The organism is Pseudomonas sp. GM60 (genome assembly GCF_000282415.1).
GTDB lineage: Bacteria > Pseudomonadota > Gammaproteobacteria > Pseudomonadales > Pseudomonadaceae > Aquipseudomonas > Aquipseudomonas migulae.
The window spans coordinates 16118-38344 of the sequence record NZ_AKJI01000050.1 but is presented as its reverse complement, the minus strand read 5'-3'; the positions used below and the strand labels follow the sequence as shown (position 1 = coordinate 38344).

Genomic DNA, 22227 nt, shown 5'->3' with positions numbered 1-22227 from the left:
AAAGGGGCAAGAGCGCTTGGTTACTTGGCGCTTCTCCAAGTGACTCGCCGTAAGGGCGAAACCATAAGCCGCCGTTACCGCAGGAATGGATATGTACACCACCAGCAAGAGATTGGTCGGCCCAGAGGCCGCCATCGCCGGCAAGCCAGCTCCTACAGGGGAGACCACGCACAACTCGAAAATAAAGTGGCCCCCAAACCAAAAAAAAGACAAAAAAAGGGGCGGTTTGACCCGCCCACATTTTTTCCCTATTCCCTGTGTTCCTTTTCATCGTCCTGATGAATCGCATCCTGCAATGTCCTTTCCCCTCATCCTTGAAGGGCGTGTCTGTCCGTCGACACAACCTGAATACTAGAGAATTCCCGAGCAAGAGCAATTGCCCTCCGCGGCAAAAATCCACTGCCACATGCTCCTGATTTTTATAAATACCTATAAAAATCAAAGCATTAAAATCAGCCCCGGAAAACAATAGTCGTCTTCCAGGGTGTAAAAATAGCGAACACTTACGCAAGAGTAAGCCAAGACTTACACCGCAAGACTACAAACATATCGTCTTTGCAGGAACGCCAGCCAGACAACAAAAAGCCCCGAACCAGTCGGGGCTTTTTGCATGCCGCTCAAGCGATTCGCTTATTGGAACAGCGACTCACTCGACAGGCCATTTTTCTCCAGAATCTCCCGAAGACGCTTCAGGCCTTCAACCTGAATCTGTCTGACGCGTTCCCGGGTCAGGCCAATCTCCAGGCCTACATCTTCCAGCGTGCTGCTCTCGTGCCCGCGCAAGCCGAAGCGGCGTATCACCACCTCGCGCTGCTTGTCGGTCAGTTCCGAGAGCCATTGATCGATGCTCTGGGACAGGTCGTCATCCTGCAGCAGTTCGCATGGATCGGTCGGACGGTCGTCGGTAAGGGTGTCCAGCAGGGTTTTATCCGAATCCGGACCCAGTGAGACATCGACCGAAGAAACCCGCTCGTTCAGGCCCAGCATGCGCTTGACCTCGCCCACCGGTTTTTCCAGCAGGTTGGCGATTTCTTCGGGTGAGGGTTCATGATCGAGTTTTTGCGTCAGCTCCCGTGCGGCCCTCAGGTACACGTTAAGCTCTTTGACCACATGGATCGGCAACCGGATGGTCCGGGTCTGATTCATGATCGCGCGCTCGATGGTCTGACGAATCCACCAGGTTGCGTAGGTCGAAAAGCGGAAGCCACGTTCGGGGTCGAACTTTTCTACCGCCCGAATCAGTCCGAGGTTGCCCTCTTCGATCAGGTCCAGCAGCGACAAGCCACGATTGACATAGCGTCGGGCGATTTTCACCACCAGCCGCAGGTTGCTTTCAATCATGCGTTTGCGCCCGGCCGGATCGCCACTTTGCGACAAGCGTGCAAAGTGAACTTCTTCTTCGGGGGACAGCAGAGGGGAAAAGCCGATTTCATTGAGGTACAGCTGCGTGGCATCGAGCGCACGCGTGTAATCGATGTACTTGTGTTGCTTTAACGAGGCGGAGTGTCTGGATTTGGCACGAACGGAAGGTGGAGCAGCCCCTTCATCATTCGACATCGAATCCGTACCGATGCCGGTCTCCATCAGGAGAACCTCATCGTCGATGTCAAACTCCGGCACTTCTTTACTGAGAGCCATTGTTATAGTCCTTTGGTGAGTTCGACCTCAGGCTCAAGCGGCGCCTTTATCCTTGGCAACGCTGGAGCCTGTTCCCTCTACGTGACGGAACAGGCTGGTAACAAATCAACGACGTGGCAGGAACTGCAGCGGATCTACAGGTTTACCTTGTCGGCGAATCTCAAAATGCAGTTTCACCCGGTCTGTACCCGTTGACCCCATTTCGGCAATTGTCTGTCCGACCTTGACCTGCTGCCCCTCCCGAACCAACAGCCTGCGGTTGTGACCGTAGGCACTGACGTAGGTGTCGCTGTGTTTGATGATGACCAATTCGCCGTAGCCCCTTAAGCCACTCCCGGCGTATACCACCGTCCCATCAGACGCAGCTAAAACAGGCTGTCCCAAATCCCCGGCGATATCAATTCCTTTATTCAAACTACCGTTTGAAGAGAATTTTCCAATGAGAATGCCATTAGAAGGCCACCCCCAGCCGGTCGGGGCCGGGCCTGCGGGAGGCATCGGAGCGGGTGCTGGCTTGTTGGCGACGGACGGTGCAACCACCGTTGTCGTCGTAGTTGCGCCATTTGGCTGGCGCCGGATTACTGTGGTTTTACTCGACGATGAAGGCGCCGAATCGGCCGGGCTGGCCACCGCCGTCGGCGTTGAACCGGTGCGACCGTCAAAGCGAATCGTCTGACCCGGATGTATCGTGTAAGGCGTAGGAATGTTGTTGCGTGCGGCGAGGGCTTTGTAGTCCCAGCCGTAGCGAAAGGCGATGGAGAACAAGGTGTCTTTAGGTCGAACCACATACTGACCCGTGGTCACTGCCGGACGCTGGGCCACGGCATTGTTGCGATCGACGACGCGTACGTCGCTCGACTTATTGCTGGAACAACCGACCAGCAAGGTACTCAAGACTAGGCCAGTCACCAGGCGCTGAAAGCTCGTTATACCCATTCGCTGCGCAATGACTGTGAGACTCACCCGCCGCTCCCTTTGTGGTGGCTGAAATATTGAATTGCCGTGCTCCCGGCATGAAGTGTCACCAGTATAACGGGCTGTGCAGGCTTTACCTTTAATGAAGCGAAGCACACGTTTGCTACCTGACGATGAAACCCGTTTAACCGATCGACGCCGCTGTAAGACAGAGGCAATCGAAGAGAATTCACCGCGCCCGGACAAATGCTCAGGCCAGGGGGCCGTTGAGCAATGGAACGAAACGCACCGCCCCCAGAACACGTCTGGAAAACCCGTGTTCTTCGCGGATGATCAGCATCAACTGTTGCACTTCACCCGAACCGACCGGTATGACCAGTCGCCCTCCAGGTGCCAACTGATCGAGCAAGGCCTGAGGTACATCGGTCGCCACCGCCGTCACGATAATGCCGTTATACGGCGCCAGCGCAGGCCAGCCTTCCCAACCATCGCCCCAGCGGAAAACCACATTGCGCAAGTTCAGATCAACCAGGCGTTCCTTGGCCCGGTCCTGCAGAACCTTGATGCGCTCGACGGAAAAAACCCGCTCGACCAGTTGCGACAGGATTGCGGTCTGATAACCCGACCCTGTGCCGATTTCCATTACCTTGTCCAGAGGCCCCGCCTCCAGCAGCAGCTCGCTCATGCGGGCCACCATGTAAGGCTGGGAGATCGTCTGGTTGTTACCGATCGGCAACGCCGTGTCTTCGTAGGCACGGTGTGCCAGCGCTTCGTCGACAAACAGGTGTCGTGGCGTAAGGCGGATCACTTCCAGCACCTTGGTATTGGAAATGCCTTCCTCGTACAACCGCTGAATCAGACGCTCGCGGGTACGTTGCGAGGTCATCCCGATACCGCGATGCATCGGGTCTTGTTCACGAGCCATCAGCGCAGTCCCTCCAGCCAGCCGTCGAGACTTGCGAAAGCATCATTGAAGGTGCGATCCAGTTGCAGCGGCGTGATGGATACATAGCCTTGCATCACCGCATGGAAGTCGGTGCCCGGGCCGCCGTCTTCGGCGTCCCCTGCGGCGGCGATCCAGTAGCCGGACTTGCCGCGCGGGTCGACCACTTTCATCGGTGCCGCGGCGCGGGCGCGATGGCCGAGGCGCGTCAGCTGGATTCCGCGGATGTGGTCCAGCGGCAAATTGGGAATGTTCACGTTCAGCACCGTGCGCGGTGGCAGGTCAAGGTCAGCGTGGGCTTCCACCAGTTTGCGCGCAAAGTAAGCGGCTGTGGGAAGGTTCTCGACCTGCCGTGAGACCAACGAAAAGGCAAACGATGGCCGCTTCAGGAAACGCCCCTCGAGGGCCGCTGCCACGGTACCGGAATACAACACATCGTCCCCCAGGTTGGCGCCCAGGTTAATGCCGGAAACCACCATGTCCGCTTCGCGTTCCAGCAAGCCGTTGAGGCCCAGGTGCACGCAATCGGTCGGTGTGCCATTAAGGCTGATAAAGCCGTTGGCCAGGGTTTGCGGGTGCAACGGACGGTCGAGCGTCAGCGAACTGCTGGCGCCGCTTTTGTCCTGGTCCGGGGCGATAACCACGCATTCGGTGTAATCCGCCAGCGCAGCATAAAGCGCGGCGAGACCGGGTGCGGTTACCCCATCGTCGTTAGAAATCAGAATACGCATGGGCTGTCCGTCTGCCCCACCGGCACCAGATCAACAAGCTCGCGCACCAATACAGTGGCAAAGCATCCGGCCGGCAGGACGAATTCCAGTTGCAGAATGTCAGGCTCGGGATAATGCCACGTCAACCCACCAATGGGCAGCCGCAGGATGCGACGTTCGTGGCTCATTCCAGCGTTAATCAACCAATCGCGAAGGTCTGCTTCGCGGGCGGCGATTGCCTGCTCCAGTTCATGGACAGCGCCCGTCGCCGGCGAGTCACCTTCACCCCACTGCGGGCCGGTCGGGTGCAGGTCGAGAATCGCCAGTCGCGGGTCGCTGCACTCGGCCTCACCGGCCGGGAAAAAACTGCGGCTGTCGGTAAACGCCAACAGATCGCCAACCTGCGCTTGCTGCCAGGTGCCATCAGCGACGCGCGCCGCCAACACTTGGTTAAACAGAAAACTGCGGGCAGTGGAAAGCAGACGCGAACGCACATTGCGCTGCTCCGGCAAGGCCTTGCGCGCGGCCCAGCTACGGGCATCGACCACGTTGCCACCGTCAAAGCCGAAACGCTGGGCGCCGAAATAATTCGGAATACCTTGTTTGGCGATCAGTTGCAGACGCGCTTCGATCGCCGCTTTATCGCCAGCGAATTGCGTGAGGCGCAAGGTAAAACCGTTGGCCGAGTGGGCACCGCGTTGCAGCTTGCGTTTGTGCCGACCGGTCTTGAGGATTTTCAGCGTATCGTTTTCCGCCGCCGACAGATCAGGGTCGGCCTTGCCCGGCAGTTGCACGCTGAACCACTGACGCGTCAACGCCTGACGATCCTTGAGACCGGCGTAACTGACGGTGCGCAACGGCACGCCCGCAGCCTTGGCGATTCGACGTGCGGCCTCTTCGGTATTCAGGCCGCGTTTTTCCACCCAGATCCACAGGTGCTCGCCGTCGCCGCTGAGCGGAATATTGAGGACTTCATCGACCTGGAAATCTTCCGCCGTAGCTTTCAGTACAGCGGTGCCGAGGGCTTCACCATAGGCACGCGGGCCAAGCAATTGCAGTTCGTTCATGCGCGCAGCAACAAGGCAACGGAGTGCACGGCAATACCTTCTTCGCGACCGACAAAGCCGAGCTTTTCGGTGGTGGTAGCTTTCACGTTCACTTGATCCAACTCAACTTGAAGATCCGCGGCAATCAGCGCACGCATCGATTCGATATGCGGGGCCATTTTCGGCGCCTGGGCGACGATGGTGTTATCGACGTTGCCGACTTTCCAGCCCTTGGCGTGGACCAGTGCGACGACATGACGCAACAGCACACGGCTATCGGCACCCTTGAATGTCGGGTCGGTGTCCGGGAAATGCTTGCCGATATCACCCAGCGCAGCAGCGCCGAGCAAGGCATCGCTCAAGGCGTGCAGCAGGACGTCACCGTCGGAATGAGCGAGCAGCCCGAAGCCGTGTGCAATGCGCACGCCGCCCAGAGTAATGAAATCGCCTTCAGCGAAACGGTGCACATCATAGCCGTGGCCAATACGCATAAAAAAACGCCCCGATTTTTGTCAGGGCGTGATTCTACCTGCTTTGTCAGTCATTAGGCGCTTAGAGCACGTCCATGATGCTGCAAGTGTTCATCGATGAAGCTGGCGATGAAGAAATAGCTATGGTCGTAGCCCGGTTGCAAGCGCAACGTCAGCGGATGACCGGCCAGTTTGGCCGCCTGTTGCAAGGCTTCAGGCTTGAGCTGGGTGGCGAGAAAATCATCTCGATCACCTTGGTCGACCAACAGCGGCAGCTTCTCGTCAGCCTCGGCAATCAGCGCACAGGCATCCCACTCGCGCCACTTCGAACGGTCTTCGCCGAGGTAACGGGAAAAGGCTTTCTGACCCCACGGGCAATCCATCGGATTGTTGATCGGCGAGAACGCCGAAACCGACTGATAGCGCCCCGGATTGCGCAACGCACAGACCAGCGCGCCGTGACCGCCCATGGAGTGGCCGCTGATACCGCGTTTGTCCGAAGCAGGGAAATGGGCTTCGACCAATGCCGGCAATTCCTGCACGACATAGTCATGCATCCGATAGTGCCGCGACCAGGGTTCCTGCGTGGCATTCAGATAAAACCCGGCGCCCAGGCCGAAGTCCCAGGCACCGTCCGGATCACCCGGCACATCGGGACCGCGCGGGCTGGTGTCCGGGGCAACGATGATCAACCCAAGCTCGGCGGCCATGCGCATGGCGCCGGCCTTTTGCATGAAGTTTTCGTCGGTGCAGGTCAGGCCGGACAACCAGTACAGCACCGGCAGTTTGCCGCCCTGCTCCGCTTGCGGCGGCAGGTACACGGCAAACACCATGTCGCAACCGAGCACGTCGGAGCGGTGCCGGTAGCGTTTGTGCCAGCCGCCGAAGCTTTTCTGGCAGGAGATATTTTCCAGGCTCATGACCGACCTCAGAAATGGATGACGGAACGGATGCTTTTTCCTTCATGCATCAGGTCGAAAGCCTTGTTGATATCTTCCAGGCCCATGGTGTGGGTGATGAACGTATCCAGCGGGATTTCCCCGGTCTCGGCCATTTCGACATAGCTCGGCAACTCGGTACGACCGCGCACACCGCCGAACGCCGAACCGCGCCAGACGCGACCGGTGACCAACTGGAATGGGCGGGTAGCGATTTCCTGACCGGCACCGGCGACGCCGATGATCACCGACTCGCCCCAGCCCTTGTGGCAGCACTCAAGTGCGGCGCGCATCAATTGGACATTGCCGATGCATTCGAAGGAAAAATCGACGCCGCCATCGGTCATGTCGACGATGACTTCCTGGATCGGACGGTCGAAGTCTTTCGGGTTCACGCAGTCGGTTGCACCCAACTGTTTGGCGATCTCGAATTTGGCCGGGTTGATGTCGATGGCGATGATGCGCGCAGCCTTGGCTTTTACCGCGCCAATGACCGCCGACAGACCAATACCGCCAAGACCGAAAATCGCCACGGTATCACCCGGTTTCACCTTGGCTGTATTGAGTACCGCGCCAATGCCGGTGGTGACACCGCAGCCCAGCAGGCAGACTTTTTCCAGTGGCGCTTCTTTAGGAATCTTGGCGACGGAGATTTCCGGCAGCACGGTGTATTCGGAGAACGTCGAAGTGCCCATGTAGTGGAAAATCGGCTGGCCCTTGTAGGAAAAACGCGTGGTGCCATCTGGCATCAGGCCTTTGCCCTGGGTCGCACGAATCGCCTGGCACAGGTTGGTCTTGCCCGACAGGCAGAATTTGCACTGGCGGCATTCCGGGGTGTACAGCGGGATCACATGATCGCCGACAGCAACCGAGGTCACGCCCTCGCCAATCGCTTCAACCACCGCGCCACCTTCGTGGCCGAGGATCGACGGGAAGATTCCTTCCGGGTCAGCGCCCGACAGGGTGTAGGCATCGGTATGACAGACACCGGAGGCAACCACACGCAACAGAACTTCACCGGCCTTGGGCAGGGCGACATCGACTTCAACGATCTCGAGGGGTTTCTTGGCCTCGAAGGCAACGGCGGCGCGCGACTTGATCATGATAGTTCTCCAGTGAATAAAACGAGACAGTGAGTGTAATACAGCGCCTTACGGTGAATAATCCGGACAAAAGCAAAACATTATTGCCACACAGGGATAATCGTTAATGTCCGAGAACCGCTGGGAAGGTATCGACGAGTTCGTCGCCGTGGCCGAGTGCAGCCAGTTTACGGCGGCGGCAGAGCGTCTTGGGGTGTCTTCCTCCCACATCAGTCGCCAAATAGTACGCCTCGAAGAACGCCTTCAGACGCGCCTGCTTTACCGCAGCACCCGGCGAGTCACGCTGACCGAAGCCGGGCAAACGTTTTTGCAGCATTGCCAACGGTTGCAGGACGGTCGTGAAGAAGCGCTCAGAGCCGTCGGCGACCTGACCAGCGAGCCCAAAGGCATGTTGCGCATGACCTGCGCAGTGGCCTATGGCGAGCGCTTTATCGTGCCGCTGGTGACGCGATTCATGGGGCTTTATCCGCAACTGCGGATTGATATCGAGCTGAGCAACCGTCAACTCGACCTGGTGCATGAAGGTCTGGATCTGGCGATCCGCCTCGGCCGCCTTCAGGACTCACGACTGGTGGCAACGCGACTGGCACCGCGACGCATGTATTTGTGTGCGTCGCCGTCCTACCTGGAACGGTATGGTCGCCCACATAGCTTGTCGGAATTGAGCCGCCACAACTGCCTCATCGGTAGTTCGGACCTGTGGCAACTGGAACAGAACGGGCGGGAATTTTCCCAGCGGGTGCAGGGAAACTGGCGTTGCAACAGTGGGCAAGCGGTGCTGGATGCGGCGTTACAGGGCGTCGGGCTCTGTCAGCTGCCGGATTACTACGTGCTGGAGCATCTGAAAACCGGAGATTTGATTTCGCTGCTGGAGGCTCATCAGCCGCCGAACACTGCCGTTTGGGCGCTTTATCCACAGCAGCGGCATCTGTCGCCGAAGGTGCGCAAGTTGGTGGATTATTTGAAGGAAGGGTTGGCCGAAAGGCCGGAGTATCGGAGCTAGGCGTTCAACGGTGTGCCTGCAAGAGATCGGGGGCCTGGAATACCGCAATCGCGAGCAGGCTCACTCCTACAGTGGACGGGGGAGAACATAAATCCTGCGTACACCAATGAACCTTGTAGGAGTGAGCCTGCTCGCGATTGGGGACAACTAGAACCAAGGTCAATCAGCGGCGGTTAGCCCAGCGCTGTCTCAACCATTCAAGATCTTCGGGACGTGTGACCTTGAGATTGTCGGAACGCCCTTCGATAAGGCGTGGCGATGAACCAGCCCACTCCATCGCCGACGCTTCATCAGTGATCACCGCATCCGCCACCAGACTGTCCGCCAACGCCCGATGCAACGCACCAAGTCGAAACATCTGTGGCGTATACGCCTGCCAGATCACGCTGCGATCCACGGTTTCAACGACACGACCGTGCTTGTCGACCCGCTTCAGGGTATCGCGTGCCGGAACCGCCAGCAGCCCGCCGACCGGATCGTCAGCCAGTTCAACCAGCAACTTGTCCAGATCATCGCGGCTCAGATTCGGCCGCGCAGCATCGTGGACCAACACCCAATCCTCATCGTCCGCACCCAACGCATGCAAGTGCAGCAAGGCATTGAGCACCGACCCGGAACGCTCGGCGCCACCATCAACGCGTTGAATACGCGAATCGCCGGCGCATGCCAGATTGGGCCAATAAGGATCATCAACAGCCAGACTGACCACCAGCCCCTTCAGGGAAGGATGATCAAGGAAACAGCCAAGGCTGTGTTCAAGAATAGTGCGCCCGCCCAGGTGCAAGTATTGCTTGGGACGGTCTGCGGCCATACGGGCACCGACGCCCGCGGCAGGGATAACGGCCCAGAAGGCCGGTAACGAGGAATTCATTGAGCCAACTGGTAAAGGGTTTCACCGTCCTTGACCATGCCCAGCTCATGGCGAGCCCGCTCTTCAACGGTCTCCATGCCCTTTTTCAACTCACTGACTTCGGCGTCCATGACCCGATTGCGCTCCAGCAGGCCTTCGTTCTCAGCATGTTGATCCGCGATCTGCTGAGTCAGCTCGGCCACTTGCGCCAGACTGCCATTACCCACCCACAGGCGGTATTGCAGGCCAGCCAGCAACAAGAGCAAGACGAGGAACAACCAATTGGGACTGCGCATCGAATATCAGGTATCCAGTGAAAAAAGACAGCCATGCCAAAACTTTGAAGCTTCTGATAGCACGAAGCCTGGAAAATCCAGGCTTGTGCTCTTAAGGCATCAGATTAGTGGCAAAAACGTCGCTGTCGCGATTTTTCCGACACAATCCGGTGTCTTTTTACCTTCTACAGCTTAACCGCGGAACTCGCTACGGCCGTTGTACTTGGCTTTGCCGTTCAACTGCTCTTCGATACGCAGCAGTTGGTTGTACTTGGAAACGCGATCGGAACGGCACAGGGAGCCGGTCTTGATCTGGCCAGCCGAAGTGCCCACTGCCAGGTCGGCAATGGTCGAATCTTCGGTTTCGCCGGAGCGGTGCGAGATCACGGCAGTGTAACCGGCGGCCTTGGCCATCTGGATGGCTTCCAGGGTTTCGGTCAGGGTGCCGATCTGGTTGAACTTGATCAGGATCGAGTTGGCGATCTTTTTATCGATGCCTTCTTTCAGGATCTTGGTGTTGGTCACGAACAGGTCGTCGCCTACCAGCTGGGTTTTCTCGCCGATCTTGTCGGTGAGGATTTTCCAGCCAGCCCAGTCGGACTCGTCCAGGCCATCTTCGATGGAGATGATCGGGTAACGCTCGGTCAGGCCTTTCAGGTAATCGGCGAAACCTTCAGCGGTGAACACCTGGCCTTCGCCGGACAGGTTGTACTTGCCGCCTTCGTAGAACTCGCTGGCCGCGCAGTCCAGTGCCAGGGTCACGTCGGTGCCCAGCTTGTAACCGGCGTTGGCCACGGCTTCGGAGATCACTTTCAAAGCGTCTTCGTTGGAAGCCAGGTTCGGTGCGAAACCACCTTCGTCACCGACGGCAGTGCTCAGGCCACGGGCCTTCAACACAGCTTTGAGGTGATGGAAAATCTCGGTGCCCATGCGCAGACCTTCCGAGAAAGACTTGGCGCCAACCGGCTGAACCATGAATTCCTGGATGTCGACGTTGTTATCGGCGTGCTCGCCACCGTTGATGATGTTCATCATCGGAACCGGCATCGAGTAAACACCCGGGGTGCCGTTCAGGTTGGCGATGTGAGCGTACAGCGGCAGGTCCTGGTCCTGAGCTGCTGCCTTGGCCGCGGCCAGGGAAACGGCGAGGATCGCGTTGGCGCCCAGGGAGCCTTTGTTTTCAGTACCGTCCAGCTTGATCATCGCGTGATCCAGCGCTTTCTGATCGCTTGGATCTGTACCTTTCAACAGGTCGCGGATCGGACCGTTGATGTTGGCGACGGCTTTCAGAACGCCTTTGCCCAGGTAACGGCTCTTGTCGCCATCACGCAGCTCGAGCGCTTCACGCGAGCCAGTGGAAGCACCGGACGGCGCGCAAGCGCTGCCGATGATGCCGTTATCGAGAAGCACGTCCGCTTCCACGGTGGGGTTGCCACGGGAGTCGAGAACTTCACGACCTTTGATGTCGACGATTTTTGCCATTGTTGTAAACACTCCAAAGTTGACGAAAACGACGCAGCTGAAGGAAATCTTTTATCGCCGGCAAGTGATGTGCAACGGGCAGACTTGCGGACGATAAGGCTCAGGCCCGAGGGCCTGAGCAACAAATCGTGCGGTACTTTACCGGAGAAATGAGGATTACGCGGTTTCTACCGTCGGAAAACTCTTCACCAGTTCGTCCAAAGCTTTGAGCTGGGCCAGGAATGGCTCCAGTTTGTCCAGACGCAAGGCGCAAGGGCCGTCGCATTTGGCGTTGTCCGGGTCCGGGTGGGCTTCGAGGAACAGACCGGCCAGTGACTGGCTGATCCCGGCTTTCGCCAGATCGAGGACCTGGGCGCGACGACCGCCGGCGGAATCGGCACGACCGCCAGGCATTTGCAGCGCGTGGGTCACGTCGAAGAACACCGGGTACTCGAACTGCTTCATGATGCCGAAGCCAAGCATGTCGACCACCAGGTTGTTGTAGCCGAAGCTCGAACCACGCTCGCAGAGGATCAACTGATCGTTACCCGCTTCCACGCACTTGTTCAGGATGTGTTTCATTTCCTGAGGTGCGAGGAACTGGGCTTTCTTGATGTTGATCACCGCACCGGTCTTGGCCATCGCGACCACGAGGTCGGTCTGGCGCGACAGGAAGGCCGGCAGCTGGATGATGTCGCAGACTTCAGCGACGACCGCGGCCTGTTCAGGCTCGTGGACGTCAGTGATGATCGGCACGCCGAAGGCTTGCTTGATGTCCTGGAAAATCCGCATGCCCTCTTCCAGACCGGGGCCACGGTAAGAGGTCACGGAAGAACGGTTGGCCTTGTCGAAGCTGGCCTTGAACACGTAAGGGATACCGAGTTTCTCGGTGACCTTCACGTATTCTTCGCAGACCTGCATCGCCATGTCGCGGCTTTCCAGCACGTTCATGCCACCGAAAAGCACCATTGGCTTGTCGTTGGCAATCTCGATATCGCCTACGCGGATGATCTTCTGCGCCATAAGGTTCAAGCCTTCTTCTGGTGTTGAGCCAAAGCTGCTTTGACGAAGCCGCTGAACAACGGGTGACCGTCGCGTGGCGTCGAGGTGAACTCAGGGTGGAACTGGCAAGCGACGAACCATGGATGATCCGGGGCTTCGACCACTTCAACCAGCGCGCCATCACCGGAGCGACCGGAGATTTTCAGACCGGCTTCCATGATTTTCGGCAGCAGGTTGTTGTTCACTTCGTAGCGGTGACGGTGACGCTCGACGATCACGTCCTTACCGTAGCAACCGTGAACCAGGGAACCCGGCTCCAGCAGGCAATCCTGCGCGCCGAGACGCATGGTGCCGCCCAGATCGGAGGTTTCGGTACGGGTTTCGACGGCGCCGGTGGCGTCTTCCCACTCGGTGATCAGACCCACGACCGGGTGACCGCTTGCACGATCGAACTCGGTGGAGTTGGCGTCTTTCCAGCCCATGACGTTACGAGCGAACTCGATGACCGCCACTTGCATGCCCAGGCAGATGCCGAGGTACGGAACCTTGTTTTCGCGAGCGTACTGGACGGCGGTGATCTTGCCTTCCACGCCACGCAGACCGAAGCCGCCTGGAACCAGAATCGCGTCGACGCCTTCCAGCAGCGCGGTGCCCTGGTTTTCGATGTCTTCGGAATCGATGTAGCGCAGGTTGACCTTGGTGCGGTTGCTGATGCCGGCGTGACTCATCGCTTCGATCAGCGACTTGTAGGCGTCCAGCAATTCCATGTACTTGCCGACCATGGCGATGGTGACTTCGTGCTCAGGATTGAGCTTGGCGTCAACCACGGCTTCCCACTCGGACAGATCGGCGCCGCCGCATTGCAGGCCGAAACGCTCGACCACAAAATCATCCAGGCCTTGCGAATGCAGGATGCCCGGGATCTTGTAGATGGTGTCGGCGTCTTCCAGCGCGATCACCGCACGTTCTTCAACGTTGGTGAACTGAGCGATCTTGCGACGCGAGGAGATGTCGATCGGGTGATCGGAGCGGCACACCAGCACGTCAGGTTGCAGGCCGATGGAGCGCAGCTCCTTGACCGAGTGCTGGGTTGGCTTGGTTTTGGTTTCGCCGGCAGTGGCGATGTACGGCACCAGTGTCAGGTGCATCAGCATCGCGCGCTTGGCGCCGACTTCGAAACGCAGCTGGCGGATGGCTTCGAGGAACGGTTGGGATTCGATGTCACCCACGGTGCCACCGATCTCGACCATGGCCACGTCGGCATCGCCGGCGCCCTTGATGATCCGGCGCTTGATTTCGTCGGTGATGTGCGGGATCACCTGGATGGTGGCGCCCAGGTAATCACCACGGCGCTCTTTGCGCAGGACGTGTTCGTAGACACGGCCGGTGGTGAAGTTGTTGTTCTGGGTCATGGTCGTGCGGATGAACCGCTCGTAGTGACCCAGGTCCAGGTCGGTCTCGGCGCCGTCGTGGGTGACGAACACTTCACCGTGCTGGAACGGGCTCATGGTGCCCGGATCGACGTTGATGTACGGATCCAGCTTCAGCATGGTGACCTTAAGTCCCCGCGCCTCCAGGATGGCCGCCAATGAAGCCGATGCAATGCCTTTCCCCAATGAAGAAACAACACCGCCCGTGACGAATATGTAGCGCGTCATGAAAAACCCTAGAAGTCTGCGTTAAAGCGGTCCGAGCCGCCGGGGAAAGCGAAGGAAGGCCGAAGCCCCCGATCACCTGCATTAATCACAGTGCACCTTTCAAAAAAACCGCCGCGTTGGGACAGACCGGAAGATGAAACACCGGTACGTTGCTCGCTACACATTTTTTGGAATCGCCCAGCAAAGACTGCTTGGTAATCGGCAACTCCTGCAATTCAGGCGAATCCACAGAAGTTGTATCAAGAAGGGAGCGTAGTCTACCGGAAAGCCCCTTTCAGCTCAAACCTTGATCTTCGTTCGGTGGCTGCCAATGCAAATTCCAGCCGTCCTGCTCACTGCCATTCAAACCACGCAGCCTCGCTACCGCCAGCAATTGCTCGCCCTGATAGAGCAGCGGCAATCGGCCACGGACGAAGCCCGGGACCCCACGTTCGTTGAGCAAACGCTTCAGATCACGATGGCCGCGCTCGGGCAGACTCATGACCTCACCCCCTTCACGATAGCGGATATGCAGCGGTCCATCGGGGGGTTGACCGGTGAGCAAGAGCACGCCGTTGTCCGGCAACACCAGCGATAGCGAGGGATCAGGCCAATCAGGCGCGGGCGGCGGCGTTCGCAGCCAGCAGCCCGACAGCCACCAGATCCGCCCGTTCGCCCGATGCAATTCCCCATCGGCCAAGCGCCAGACCGGAGAGGCATCCGCAGCAGCATCACGAAAATCTTCCCAACCCGACCAATGGTCGCTATCCGGTAAACGGGTCAGTGCCGAGAGCCAGTGACTTACCGCATTTCGCTGGCGAGCGGCGGACAGGCTGGCGAGCGTAGAAAGCTCAAGTGACGGCACACCCAGCCAATCGAATTCACTGATGGAGCTGGCCCGGGCCAGATCGATTTGCGCCAACTCATCGAGCAGTTCTTGCGCTTCGCTCAGATGCGCGGCGCTGCGAGCCATAGTCGCCATCGCTTGAGGCCAGCGTTCGGTCAGCACCGGGAACACCTGATTGCGCAAGTAATTACGCGAGAAACGTCGATCCTGATTGGAAGGATCCTCGATCCAGCTCAATGAGTACTGGTTCGCGTAACCCTCCAACTCTGCTCGCGAGACATCGAGCAAGGGTCGCACCAGATGCCCTTTGCCCAACACACGTTGACGTGGCATCCCTGACAACCCTCTCGCCCCTGCCCCACGCAGCAATCGGAACAACAGGGTTTCCGCCTGATCATCACGATGCTGGGCGGTCAATAGCACTTCATTGGCTTGAGTAGCCTCGATGAACGCACCATAACGCGCGTCACGGGCTGCACGCTCAAGGCTGGCGCCGGGCTGAACCTGGACGTGAACGACCTGTAGCGGTATTCCCAGCGCATCACAGACTGACTGGCAATGCTCCGGCCACGCATCGGCCGCAGACTGAAGGCCGTGATGAATGTGGATAGCTTTCAGCTCAGGGAGGTGTTCGGTTTTGGCGAGATGGGCGAGAAGGTGCAAAAGGACCGTGGAGTCGAGTCCACCGGAGAAGGCGACGTGCCAGGTTGTGGCGTTGCGCCACGGAGCCAGGGTTTTCAGCAGATTAGCGGGGAGGTCCGGTTTGAAAGGTTTCATCTCAAAATGCCGCCGCAATCCGGTACAGAATCACTACTTCAAAACTGCGAGGACCAAATGTAGGAGCCGGCTTGCCGGCGATGGGATCGGTCATACACCGCCAGCCTCAAGGCCGCCATCGCCGGCAAGCCGGCTCCTACATTAGTACTGCGTCAATCTCAGAGACCGTAGCTCATCAGTCGCTCGTAACGGCGCTTGAGCAGCGCTTCGTTGTCGAACTTCTTCAGCATCGCCAGTTGCGAGGTCAGCTCGGCACGGATCGATGCAGCGGCCGCCACCGGGTCGCGATGAGCGCCGCCCAGAGGTTCGCCGATCACCTTATCAACGATGCCCAGGCCTTTCAGGCGCTCGGCGGTGATGCCCATGGCTTCTGCAGCATCCGGCGCTTTTTCGGCGGTCTTCCACAGAATCGACGCACAACCTTCCGGCGAAATCACCGCGTAGGTCGAGTACTGCAGCATGTTCAACTGATCGCACACGCCAATTGCCAGTGCACCACCGGAACCACCTTCACCGATTACGGTGGCGATGATCGGGGTTTTCAGGCGAGCCATGACACGCAGGTTCCAGGCAATCGCTTCGCTCTGGTTGCGCTCTTCAGCGTCGATGCCCGGGTAAGCACCCGGCGTATCGATGAAGGTCAGGATCGGCATTTTGAAGCGCTCGGCCATTTCCATCAGGCGGCACGCCTTGCGATAGCCTTCCGGACGCGGCATGCCGAAGTTGCGGCGAACCTTCTCGCGCACTTCGCGGCCTTTCTGGTGACCGATGATCATCACTGGCTGGTCATCCAGACGGGCCACGCCACCAACGATGGCAGCGTCGTCGGAGAAGTGACGGTCGCCGTGCAGCTCGTCGAACTCGGTGAAGATGTGTTCGATGTAGTCCAGGGTGTATGGACGTTTCGGGTGACGCGCCAGACGCGCGATCTGCCAGCTGGTCAGCTTGCCGAAAATGTCTTCGGTCAGCGTGCTGCTTTTGTCCTGCAGGCGGGAGATCTCATCGCCGATATTCAGCGAATTGTCGTTACCGACCAAGCGCAACTCTTCGATCTTGGCTTGCAGGTCGGCGATCGGCTGTTCGAAATCTAGAAAATTCGGGTTCATAGGCGTCCGTCTTGGGTCGACGTCCAAGAGAGCTTGGGCCGGCCGGTTGTCTATTCGCGCCCTACCTTAAGGGAGAGGCGCGTTCAGGTCGAGATTAAAAATTCAGGTCGAGATCAGGGCGTTCAGTTGCTACCTGACCGTCAACGGTATTGGAGGAAGACGTTGTCTCGCCCGAACTGGTCACGCAAGGCTTGAATCAACGCATCCGCCGGGTCGATTCGCCAGGTCTCGCCGAACTGCAGCAAGGCCTTCGCATCGGGGCTCGTGTACTCCATGGTGATCGGGCACGCACCTCGGTGACGCTTGAACAGCTCACCCAGCCAGCGTAGCTGATCGCCTTTCAAATCCTTGGTCTGCAGCTTCAAGCGCAAACTTTCGGCCAGGTTGGTGCGCGCATCTTCCATGCTCATCACCCGCTTGACCCGCAGGCGCAAACCGCCGGAGAAATCGTCGTTGCTGACTTCGCCTTCGACAACAACCATCGCATCAGTCTGCAACAGCGACTGCGCCGAATGGAACGCATCGGCAAACAACGAAGCTTCGATCCGCCCAGAGCGATCGTCAAGGGTGATGAACCCCATCTTGTCGCCCTTTTTGTTCTTCATCACACGCAGGGCAATGATCATCCCCGCAACGGTCTGAGTATCGCGAGCCGGCTTCAGGTCGATGATGCGCTGGCGGGCAAAACGGCGGATTTCACCTTCGTATTCGTCGATCGGGTGACCAGTCAAGTACAGGCCCAGGGTGTCTTTCTCCCCTTTCAGGCGCTCCTTCAGGGTCAGCTCTTTCGCCTTGCGGTGATTGGCGTAGACGTCGGCGTCTGCCTCGACGAACAGCCCGCCAAACAGATCGGCGTGACCACTGTCGTGGGTGCGAGCGGTTTGTTCGGCGGCCTTGATCGCCCCTTCCATCGCATTCAGCAGCACCGCGCGGTTCTGGTCGATGCTCGCCTGATAGGCTTTCGGCTCGTCATGGAAATACGGGCCCAGACGATCCAGCGCACCGCTGCGGATCAAACCGTCGAGGGTGCGCTTGTTGATGCGCTTGAGGTCAACACGGGCGCAGAAATCGAACAGATCCTTGAACGGACCGTCCTGACGCGCCTCGGTAATCGCCTCTACCGGGCCTTCGCCCACACCCTTGATTGCGCCGAGGCCGTAAATGATGCGGCCTTCGTCGTTCACCGTGAACTTGAACTCCGAAGTATTCACATCCGGCGCGTCGAGACGCAGCTTCATGGTGCGAATTTCTTCGATCAAGGTCACGACCTTGTCGGTGTTGTGCATATCCGCCGACAGTACCGCGGCCATGAACGGCGCCGGGTAGTGCGTTTTCAGCCACGCGGTCTGGTACGACACCAGCCCGTAGGCGGCGGAGTGGGATTTGTTGAAGCCGTAACCGGCGAATTTCTCAACCAGGTCAAAAATGTTACCGGCCAGGTCGGCTTCGATATTGTTGGTCTTGCAACCTTCAATGAAACCGCCGCGCTGCTTGGCCATTTCTTCGGGCTTTTTCTTACCCATAGCCCGCCGCAGCATGTCCGCACCGCCGAGGGTGTAACCGGCCATGACCTGGGCGATCTGCATCACCTGTTCCTGATACAGGATGATGCCGTAAGTCGGTGCCAGTACCGGTTTCAGGCCTTCGTACTGGTAATCCGAGTGCGGGTACGCGAGTTCGGCGCGGCCGTGCTTACGGTTGATAAAGTCGTCAACCATGCCGGATTGCAAAGGGCCCGGACGGAACAGGGCCACCAGTGCGATCAAGTCTTCCAGGCAGTCGGGCTTGAGCTTTTTGATCAGCTCTTTCATGCCGCGCGACTCGAGCTGGAACACCGCGGTGGTTTCCGCTTTTTGCAGCAGCGTGTAGGTCGGCTTGTCGTCCAGCGGGATGAACGCGATGTCCAGCGGCGGTTCGTTGACCTTGGCGCGGTCGCGGTTGATGGTTTTCAGCGCCCAGTCGATGACCGTCAGGGTCCGCAGACCGAGGAAGTCGAACTTCACCAGGCCGGCGGCTTCAACGTCGTCCTTGTCGAACTGGGTTACCAGGCCGTCACCGGCCTCGTCGCAATAGATCGGCGAGAAGTCGGTCAGCTTGGTCGGCGCGATAACCACACCACCGGCGTGTTTACCGACGTTACGCACGACGCCTTCAAGCTTGCGCGCCATTTCCCAGATTTCCGCGGCTTCTTCATCGACCTTGATGAAGTCACGGAGGATTTCTTCCTGCTCGTAGGCTTTTTCCAGGGTCATGCCGACTTCGAACGGAATCATCTTCGACAGACGATCCGCCAGGCCGTAGGACTTGCCTTGCACCCGCGCCACGTCACGGACCACAGCCTTGGCGGCCATGGAACCGAAAGTGATGATCTGGCTTACCGCGTTGCGCCCGTATTTCTCGGCCACGTAGTCGATTACGCGGTCACGACCGTCCATGCAGAAGTCAACGTCGAAGTCGGGCATGGAGACCCGTTCCGGGTTGAGGAACCGCTCGAACAGCAGGTCATATTCCAGCGGGTCGAGGTCGGTGATTTTCTGCACATAGGCCACCAGCGACCCGGCACCCGATCCACGGCCAGGGCCTACCGGCACGCCGTTGCTCTTGGCCCACTGGATAAAGTCCATCACGATCAGGAAGTAACCGGGAAAGCCCATCTGGATGATGATATCCAGCTCGAAATTCAACCGGTCGACGTAGACCTGGCGCTTGGCTTCATAGTCTTCGGTGGTGTCCTTGGGCAGCAGAACGGTCAGTCGTTCTTCCAGGCCATCGAAAGACACCTTGCGGAAATATTCGTCGATGGTCATGCCATCGGGAATCGGGAAGTTGGGCAGGAAGTGCGTGCCCAGCTTCACTTCGATGTTGCAGCGCTTGGCGATCTCGACGGTGTTTTCCAGCGCCTCGGGAATGTCGCTGAACAGCTCGGCCATTTCCTCGGCGCTTTTGAGGTATTGCTGATCGCTGTAGTTCTTCGAACGCCGCGGATCGTCGAGGGCGCGGCCCTCACCGATGCAGACGCGGGTTTCGTGAGCGGCAAAGTCTTCCTGTTTGATGAAGCGCACGTCGTTGGTCGCTACCAGCGGCGCCCCGATTTTCTCGGCCAGGGCCACGGCGCCGTGCAGTTGTTCTTCATCGTTAGGGCGGTTGGTGCGCTGGATTTCCAGGTAGAAACGATCCGGAAACACCGCCATCCATTCGCGCGCCAGTTTTTCCGCTTCCGCCGGATTGCCGCTGAGCATGGCCAGGCCGATTTCGCCTTCCTTCGCCGCCGACAGCATGATCAAGCCTTCGCTGGCCTCGGCCACCCACTCACGCTCGATAATGATCGAGCCATTGCGCTGGCCGTCGATGAAACCGCGGGAGATCAGCTCGGTCAGGTTGCGATAGCCGACAGCGTTCATGGCCAGCAGGCTGATCCGGCTCAGGGCGTTGTCCGGGTCCTTGTTCGACAGCCACAAGTCGGCGCCGCAGATCGGCTTGATACCTGCGCCCATCGAGGCTTTATAGAATTTGACCAGGGAACACATGTTGTTCTGGTCGGTGACCGCCACGGCGGGCATGTTCATGCCGACCAGGGTCTTGACCAGCGGTTTGATCCGCACCAGACCGTCGACCAGGGAGTACTCAGTGTGCAGGCGTAGATGAACGAATGAAGCCGGCATAGTGATCCTGTCTAGAAACGTGAAGACAACAAGGCCCGGATTGTACCGGGCCTTGGGAAAAACATCAGCCTCGCGACTAACTCTCGATGAGGCTTTCGCGCGCCTCATACGCCAACCGCACCGGTGCGAACGAGCGGCGGTGAATCGGCGTCGGCCCCAAGCGTGCCAGCGCTTCCAGATGAACGGGCGTCGGGTAGCCTTTGTGGCCGCCGATGCCGTAACCCGGGTAAATCAGTTCAAATGCCGCCATTTCGCGGTCGCGGCTGACCTTGGCCAGAATCGAGGCGGCGGCGATGGCAGGGACCTTGCTGTCGCCCTTGACCACGGCTTCAGCGCGCATGGCCAGCTTCGGGCAGCGGTTACCGTCGATCATCGCCAGTTTTGGCTGAATGTGCAGGCCTTCGATCGCACGCTGCATGGCCAGCATGGTCGCATGCAGGATGTTCAACTCGTCGATTTCTTCGACTTCCGCGCGAGCGATGCACCAGCTCAGGGCTTTTTCGCAGATTTCGTCGAAGAGTTTTTCGCGGCGGGCTTCGGTGAGCTTCTTCGAATCGTTGAGACCAAGGATCGGACGATTCGGATCGAGAATCACAGCTGCCGTCACCACGGCGCCGCAGAGCGGGCCGCGACCGACTTCATCAACACCGGCAACCAGCTCTTCGACTTCGGCGACCAGGGTGAAATCAAGGCCCATCTGTTGTGCTTTTGTCATTGTGTTTTGCCGATCAGATTCAGTACCGCGTCCGCCGCCTGATTGGAGGCATCCAGGCGCAAGGTCCGGTGGATTTCGTCGAAACCGCGGGTCTGCTCTTCGCCACCTTCGATCAGGGGCGACAGCGTCTGGGCCAAGGCTTCAACCGTTGCATCGTCCTGTAACAATTCAGGCACCAAGAGGCGCTGGGCGAGCAGGTTCGGCAACGAGACGTAAGGGCTTTTCACCATGCGCTTGAGGATCCAGAACGTCAGCGGTGCCAGGCGATAAGCCACCACCATCGGACGCTTGTACAGCAAGGCTTCGAGGGTCGCCGTTCCGGAGGCAATCAACACTGCGTCGCAGGCGGCCAGCGCCAGATGGGACTTGCCGTCGAGCAAGGTCAGCGGCAGATCGCGACCGGCCAGCAGTTCTTCAAGCTGCGCGCGGCGCTGAGGGCTGGCACAAGGAATAATGAACCGCACGCCAGGGCGCATGGCGCGCAAACGCTCGGCGGCATCGAGGAACAAAGCGCCCAGACGCCCGACTTCGCCACCGCGACTGCCCGGCATCAGCGCGACCAATGGGCCATCAGGCAAACCGAGCTCGGCGCGTGCGGCACGACGATCAGCCTCAAGGGGTATCGCATCGGCCAAGGTGTGACCGACAAACCGCACCGGCACGCCCTTCTCTTCATAGAATTTCGCTTCGAACGGGAACAGCGTCAGCATCAGGTCGCAACCTTCGCGAATCTTCAGCACCCGCTTCTGCCGCCACGCCCACACTGACGGGCTGACGTAATGCACGGTCTTGATCCCGGCCTGACGCAGCTTCAGTTCGATGTTGAGGTTGAAATCCGGCGCATCGATACCGATGAACACGTCCGGTTTCTCGGCGATCAGGTCTGCGATCAGCTTCTTGCGGCGTTTCAACAACTCGCGCAGCCGACCGAGCACTTCCACCAGCCCCATGACCGAGAGACGTTCCATCGGAAAATACGAGGTCAGGCCTTCGGCCTGCATCAGCGGACCACCGACACCGATGAACTCGACCGCCGGATGCTGAGCCTTGAGCGCACGCATGAGACCGGCGCCCAGAATGTCACCGGAAGCCTCACCCGCCACCAGCGCAATACGCAGATTAGCCATGA

General features: G+C 58.8%; 19 protein-coding genes. 1 reads left to right on the top strand and 18 read right to left on the bottom strand.

The genetic code is table 11. The features are described 5' to 3' along the window. Nucleotides 1-630: 630 nt before the first annotated feature. The 8 genes from rpoS to PMI32_RS15625 form a co-directional block, all read right to left on the bottom strand. A complete protein-coding gene (gene rpoS / locus PMI32_RS15590; RefSeq protein ID WP_008029016.1) occupies nt 631-1638 on the bottom strand; it encodes an RNA polymerase sigma factor RpoS in 1008 nt (335 codons plus the stop codon). 105 nt (nt 1639-1743) lie between these two features. After that, on the bottom strand, nt 1744-2601 hold the full coding sequence (locus tag PMI32_RS15595) for a peptidoglycan DD-metalloendopeptidase family protein (protein WP_008029014.1): 858 nt from the start codon (nt 2599-2601) through the stop codon (nt 1744-1746). A 202-nt stretch (nt 2602-2803) separates the two neighbouring features. Continuing rightward, the gene (locus PMI32_RS15600) at nt 2804-3439 is read right to left on the bottom strand and encodes a protein-L-isoaspartate(D-aspartate) O-methyltransferase (protein ID WP_177318174.1); all 636 of its coding nucleotides are present in this window, start codon (nt 3437-3439) and stop codon (nt 2804-2806) included. A 38-nt stretch (nt 3440-3477) separates the two neighbouring features. After that, a complete protein-coding gene (surE, locus tag PMI32_RS15605; RefSeq protein WP_008029009.1) occupies nt 3478-4227 on the bottom strand; it encodes a 5'/3'-nucleotidase SurE in 750 nt (249 codons plus the stop codon). After that, complete coding sequence (gene truD / locus PMI32_RS15610) at nt 4215-5273, bottom strand: tRNA pseudouridine(13) synthase TruD (RefSeq protein ID WP_008029007.1); 1059 nt, start codon at nt 5271-5273, stop codon at nt 4215-4217. Before truD ends, surE begins: the two co-directional genes overlap by 13 nt. Then, nucleotides 5270-5743 (bottom strand): 2-C-methyl-D-erythritol 2,4-cyclodiphosphate synthase, encoded by a 474-nt coding sequence (gene ispF, locus PMI32_RS15615; RefSeq protein WP_008029005.1) that lies wholly within the window; start codon nt 5741-5743, stop codon nt 5270-5272. The genes truD and ispF overlap by 4 nt, the downstream gene beginning before the upstream one ends. 53 nt (nt 5744-5796) lie before the next feature. After that, nucleotides 5797-6642 carry an S-formylglutathione hydrolase gene (fghA, locus tag PMI32_RS15620; protein ID WP_008029003.1) on the bottom strand — a complete coding sequence of 282 codons (846 nt, stop codon included), beginning with the start codon at nt 6640-6642 and terminating at the stop codon, nt 5797-5799. Between the two features lie 8 nt (nt 6643-6650). Then, on the bottom strand, nt 6651-7763 hold the full coding sequence (locus tag PMI32_RS15625) for an S-(hydroxymethyl)glutathione dehydrogenase/class III alcohol dehydrogenase (protein ID WP_008029001.1): 1113 nt from the start codon (nt 7761-7763) through the stop codon (nt 6651-6653). A gap of 106 nt (nt 7764-7869) precedes the next feature. Between PMI32_RS15625 and PMI32_RS15630 the strand changes: the two genes are divergently transcribed. Next, entirely contained in the window at nt 7870-8766 is an 897-nt protein-coding gene (locus tag PMI32_RS15630) for a LysR family transcriptional regulator (protein WP_008028998.1), read from the top strand. 163 nt (nt 8767-8929) lie between these two features. On the opposite strand, the gene ispD is transcribed toward PMI32_RS15630, so the two are convergent. The 10 genes from ispD to lpxB all read right to left on the bottom strand — a co-directional run bounded on the left by ispD (nt 8930) and on the right by lpxB (nt 22225). Continuing rightward, nucleotides 8930-9637, bottom strand: coding sequence for a 2-C-methyl-D-erythritol 4-phosphate cytidylyltransferase (gene ispD, locus PMI32_RS15635; RefSeq protein WP_008028996.1), 708 nt, complete (start codon nt 9635-9637; stop codon nt 8930-8932). Beyond that, nucleotides 9634-9912, bottom strand: coding sequence for a cell division protein FtsB (ftsB, locus tag PMI32_RS15640; protein WP_008028992.1), 279 nt, complete (start codon nt 9910-9912; stop codon nt 9634-9636). Before ftsB ends, ispD begins: the two co-directional genes overlap by 4 nt. Before the next feature lie 171 nt (nt 9913-10083). After that, on the bottom strand, nt 10084-11373 hold the full coding sequence (gene eno / locus PMI32_RS15645; RefSeq protein WP_008028991.1) for a phosphopyruvate hydratase: 1290 nt from the start codon (nt 11371-11373) through the stop codon (nt 10084-10086). Nucleotides 11374-11529: 156 nt separating this feature from the next. Next, nucleotides 11530-12375 (bottom strand): 3-deoxy-8-phosphooctulonate synthase, encoded by an 846-nt coding sequence (gene kdsA / locus PMI32_RS15650; RefSeq protein ID WP_008028990.1) that lies wholly within the window; start codon nt 12373-12375, stop codon nt 11530-11532. A gap of 5 nt (nt 12376-12380) precedes the next feature. Next, nucleotides 12381-14012 carry a CTP synthase gene (gene pyrG, locus PMI32_RS15655; protein ID WP_008028989.1) on the bottom strand — a complete coding sequence of 544 codons (1632 nt, stop codon included), beginning with the start codon at nt 14010-14012 and terminating at the stop codon, nt 12381-12383. Between the two features lie 274 nt (nt 14013-14286). Next, entirely contained in the window at nt 14287-15615 is a 1329-nt protein-coding gene (gene tilS, locus PMI32_RS15660; protein WP_008028988.1) for a tRNA lysidine(34) synthetase TilS, read from the bottom strand. A 158-nt stretch (nt 15616-15773) separates the two neighbouring features. After that, the gene (locus PMI32_RS15665; RefSeq protein ID WP_008028987.1) at nt 15774-16721 is read right to left on the bottom strand and encodes an acetyl-CoA carboxylase carboxyltransferase subunit alpha; all 948 of its coding nucleotides are present in this window, start codon (nt 16719-16721) and stop codon (nt 15774-15776) included. 140 nt (nt 16722-16861) lie between these two features. After that, entirely contained in the window at nt 16862-20383 is a 3522-nt protein-coding gene (dnaE, locus tag PMI32_RS15670) for a DNA polymerase III subunit alpha (protein WP_008028986.1), read from the bottom strand. Nucleotides 20384-20459: 76 nt separating this feature from the next. Further along, complete coding sequence (gene rnhB / locus PMI32_RS15675; RefSeq protein WP_008028985.1) at nt 20460-21098, bottom strand: ribonuclease HII; 639 nt, start codon at nt 21096-21098, stop codon at nt 20460-20462. Further along, entirely contained in the window at nt 21095-22225 is a 1131-nt protein-coding gene (gene lpxB, locus PMI32_RS15680) for a lipid-A-disaccharide synthase (RefSeq protein WP_008028984.1), read from the bottom strand. The genes rnhB and lpxB overlap by 4 nt, the downstream gene beginning before the upstream one ends. Nucleotides 22226-22227: the final 2 nt, after the last annotated feature.

Coding starts and splice junctions, on each gene's coding strand:
- ispD (WP_008028996.1), bottom strand. CDS start 9,637: ATGAATTCCTCGTTACCGGCCTTCTGGGCCGTTATCCCTGCCGCGGGC.
- rpoS (WP_008029016.1), bottom strand. CDS start 1,638: ATGGCTCTCAGTAAAGAAGTGCCGGAGTTTGACATCGACGATGAGGTT.
- ispF (WP_008029005.1), bottom strand. CDS start 5,743: ATGCGTATTGGCCACGGCTATGATGTGCACCGTTTCGCTGAAGGCGAT.
- ftsB (WP_008028992.1), bottom strand. CDS start 9,912: ATGCGCAGTCCCAATTGGTTGTTCCTCGTCTTGCTCTTGTTGCTGGCT.
- PMI32_RS15665 (WP_008028987.1), bottom strand. CDS start 16,721: ATGAACCCGAATTTTCTAGATTTCGAACAGCCGATCGCCGACCTGCAA.
- PMI32_RS15630 (WP_008028998.1), top strand. CDS start 7,870: ATGTCCGAGAACCGCTGGGAAGGTATCGACGAGTTCGTCGCCGTGGCC.
- pyrG (WP_008028989.1), bottom strand. CDS start 14,012: ATGACGCGCTACATATTCGTCACGGGCGGTGTTGTTTCTTCATTGGGG.
- kdsA (WP_008028990.1), bottom strand. CDS start 12,375: ATGGCGCAGAAGATCATCCGCGTAGGCGATATCGAGATTGCCAACGAC.
- lpxB (WP_008028984.1), bottom strand. CDS start 22,225: ATGGCTAATCTGCGTATTGCGCTGGTGGCGGGTGAGGCTTCCGGTGAC.
- PMI32_RS15625 (WP_008029001.1), bottom strand. CDS start 7,763: ATGATCAAGTCGCGCGCCGCCGTTGCCTTCGAGGCCAAGAAACCCCTC.
- dnaE (WP_008028986.1), bottom strand. CDS start 20,383: ATGCCGGCTTCATTCGTTCATCTACGCCTGCACACTGAGTACTCCCTG.
- truD (WP_008029007.1), bottom strand. CDS start 5,273: ATGAACGAACTGCAATTGCTTGGCCCGCGTGCCTATGGTGAAGCCCTC.
- fghA (WP_008029003.1), bottom strand. CDS start 6,642: ATGAGCCTGGAAAATATCTCCTGCCAGAAAAGCTTCGGCGGCTGGCAC.
- tilS (WP_008028988.1), bottom strand. CDS start 15,615: ATGAAACCTTTCAAACCGGACCTCCCCGCTAATCTGCTGAAAACCCTG.
- surE (WP_008029009.1), bottom strand. CDS start 4,227: ATGCGTATTCTGATTTCTAACGACGATGGGGTAACCGCACCCGGTCTC.
- eno (WP_008028991.1), bottom strand. CDS start 11,373: ATGGCAAAAATCGTCGACATCAAAGGTCGTGAAGTTCTCGACTCCCGT.
- PMI32_RS15600 (WP_177318174.1), bottom strand. CDS start 3,439: ATGACCTCGCAACGTACCCGCGAGCGTCTGATTCAGCGGTTGTACGAG.
- rnhB (WP_008028985.1), bottom strand. CDS start 21,098: ATGACAAAAGCACAACAGATGGGCCTTGATTTCACCCTGGTCGCCGAA.